This is a genomic window from Croceitalea marina (assembly GCF_042684265.1).
Lineage (GTDB): Bacteria > Bacteroidota > Bacteroidia > Flavobacteriales > Flavobacteriaceae > Croceitalea > Croceitalea marina.
The window spans coordinates 1-2,464 of sequence record NZ_JBHULB010000064.1 but is presented as its reverse complement, the minus strand read 5'-3'; the positions used below and the strand labels follow the sequence as shown (position 1 = coordinate 2,464).

Annotated in this window: 2 protein-coding genes; one reads left to right on the top strand and one right to left on the bottom strand. The window is 41.4% G+C overall.

The genetic code is table 11. The features are described 5' to 3' along the window. Positions 1 to 227: 227 nt before the first annotated feature. Positions 228 to 1,283 carry an IS110 family transposase gene (locus ACFSQJ_RS14415; protein ID WP_377767674.1) on the top strand — a complete coding sequence of 352 codons (1,056 nt, stop codon included), beginning with the start codon at positions 228 to 230 and terminating at the stop codon, positions 1,281 to 1,283. Positions 1,284 to 1,564: 281 nt separating this feature from the next. Here ACFSQJ_RS14415 and ACFSQJ_RS14410 read toward each other — a convergent pair whose 3' ends face one another. Beyond that, entirely contained in the window at positions 1,565 to 2,311 is a 747-nt protein-coding gene (locus tag ACFSQJ_RS14410) for a transporter (protein ID WP_377767673.1), read from the bottom strand. Between the last annotated feature and the right edge of the window lie 153 nt (positions 2,312 to 2,464).

Sequence of the window (2,464 nt, the reverse complement as noted above, 5' to 3'; positions counted from 1 at the left end):
TTAAAATTAGGGAAAACTTCCTTAGGTATGGGGTGTAATGTACAAAGCCCATCGATGGCGATAAGCAAAAGGGAAGCGTGCAATGTACGTGATTTTGCGTTCCCGAAGGGATATGGCCATCGACGGTAAGTATAAGCGTAGTACGACCGTTTAGGGAGCATTGTCGCTTAGCATCTATGAAAAAGCAGTAAGTCGAGTATCTTAAAGGTTCGCTAAAAACTTTAGATATGAACACTCAAATTACTGCCGTACCTAAATTATACATAGGGATTGATATACACAAACGAAGTTGGAAGGTCCATTGCTCCACGGACCTTACATCCGGCAGGACGTTTTCCATGTCGCCCGATGCGGATGAACTTCACAAATATGTCAAGAAGTACTATGGCGACCATCATGTCAGCACGGTCTATGAGGCGGGTTGTTGCGGTTATTCCGCCCACCGATGTTTTGAGTCCTATGGTTGGGCCTCAATGGTGGTGAACCCGGCCGATGTTTTCCGCCGTGGCAAGGAGCGCCATGTCAAGACCGATGGCATAGATGCCCAACTATTGGCAAGGGAACTCAAAGACGGCAGATTAAGCGGTATCGAGATACCCGACCCAAAGCGTGAGCAATTGCGCAGCCTGTTCCGCAGGAGGAACGACCTGGTCAAGGACATGCGCCAGATAAAGAGCTATATCAAGATGCAGTTGCTCTATTACGGCATCAAGGTTCCGGAGGCGTTCGACAACGACCACTGGAGCCATGCGTTCAGGACCTGGCTCAACAATTTGGGGTTTGAATACCAAACGGGCAAAGAGGTTCTGGAGAGCCGTATGCGGAGTTTCCGTTTTATAGACCAAGAGTTCAGGGAAGTTTCCACGCGACTGCGCAAATGGACCAAGGACCATTATAAAGAAGATTATATGCTCCTGCGCAGTATACCGGGAATCGGTCCCATAGTGGCCAGTGGCATATTAAGTGAACTGGGAGACCTGAGGCGCTTTAAGAATATAAAGCAATTGGCAGGTTATGTAGGTTTGTCCCCGGGGATTTACCAAAGCGGAGACACCTTACGCCATACAGGTATGACCATGCGTTCCCATCGCTTGATACGCAGTTATTTTATAGAGGCCTCATGGCAGGCCATACGTACCGATCCGGTGATGCAGGGGTATTATAGAAAACACCAAGGAAAGAACACTAAAAAAGTAATCGTAAAAGTGGCCAGAAAGCTATTGAGCCGGACATTGGCCGTAATCAAAACAAGGACACCCTATGAAATAGGAGTGGTAGAATAAAAACAATAATAGCAAAGCTCATTTAAAGGCAAACGTTCAAAGCACAGAACAATGTAGGTGAGGCCGGTATTCAGGTCATCACATCGGTTAGCAAGTGATTGAACGTATTATAGCTTATAATCATACAGATGCCGGTGACGACTTTAAAGACGATCACATATAGGATGCCGAGCAAGTTATCGTAAAAAAGAAAAAAGTGGTTTAAGACAAAAAATACATATTGATTATCTTTGGGAGACTGGACTATGGCTTTTCATAGGATACATTGTTGTGGGCAGTATTTATTTTTTTTCAATTAACCAACTACATCCAATCGACATATAATTCATCGTCCAATTTATTCCTGTTCCAAACGAAAAATCAAATTGCAAATTTTTATTAGCCAAATATGTAAACCCTGTATCGAAATTTGCAAAATGTTCTTTCATATTCGCTATTTCACCATAGGGTTCAACATATATTCCAACTTTACTATTTATTCCTATTCCCAATGCTATTGAGTAGGTAAAATCTCCTTTTCCATCACCGAAATAATTGTAACCTAAATTGTATCCCAAACCGATGTTTTCATTTATTCCATGTGAAATGCTTAATTTATTGGAGCTTCCAAATTTTTCGCTTGTCAATCCGTCCTGACCTGTTGGTATAATCAAGTGTGTCAAAAATGCCACTTCTGTATTTTTATTCTCGCCTTTAATTATTTGTATTTTCGTTCCTATTTCTAAATCGCCAATTCCTTCAAAACGATTTTCTCCCAATTTGAGCAACTCGAATTGATTTAAAATCCTTAATTCCATCCAATTTGCAATCCCATATCGGAATAAATTAGTTGGCAATAATAATTGTCGTTTGCTTTCTTGATTTTCGCCTTCATATCCAATTAATATTCCGCTTTCCAATTGTAGACTTCCTTTTGGAACAGTTGAAGAACTTTCAGTTTGGTCAGGTCTATCTGTTACAATTTGTGCATTTAGTTTATTGCTAAAAATCCCGATTGTTAGTATTACAATTATTGCTATTTCTCGCATTCTTATTTTGTTTCTTTTTATTGCCCACAATGGGCTTTGTTTATGGCGTGTGAGGCGTGCCTCACCAGGAGCCATCATTACGCCTCATAGGTTATAAGTGTAGTCGATGGCCGTACCTTTTGCTCCAGTGCCAGTTTAAAATTAGGGAAAACT